This is a genomic window from Pseudomonas sp. 67(2021), assembly GCF_017491835.1.
In the GTDB taxonomy this organism is placed as follows: domain Bacteria; phylum Pseudomonadota; class Gammaproteobacteria; order Pseudomonadales; family Pseudomonadaceae; genus Aquipseudomonas; species Aquipseudomonas atacamensis.
The window spans coordinates 1-255 of record NZ_JAFGYL010000112.1 but is presented as its reverse complement, the minus strand read 5'-3'; the positions used below and the strand labels follow the sequence as shown (position 1 = coordinate 255).

The window sequence follows — 255 nt, the reverse complement described above, 5'->3', positions numbered from 1 at the left end:
CGGCACCGTGACTTACACCGCCACCGTCGGCGCACCAGTGACTGGCTCCCCTGTCGTCGTGACTCTGGCTAACGGCCAGACCATCACCATCGGTGTCGGTCAGACTACTGGCACCGCAACCGCTGTTACTGCGAACGATGCGCTGACCGGCAACGCGCCGATCACCAACTCGATCACTGGCGTAACCGGCGGCAATTTCGAAAATCTCGTCGCCGACAAGACCCCGGTCAGCACCACCGTGACCGACACCGTCGA

General features: G+C 62.7%; 1 protein-coding gene. It reads left to right on the top strand.

Translation table 11 applies throughout. From position 1 onward, the window contains the following. On the top strand, positions 1 to 255 hold a 255-nt coding region (locus tag J5M66_RS26765), incomplete at both ends, for an immunoglobulin-like domain-containing protein (RefSeq protein ID WP_207810145.1).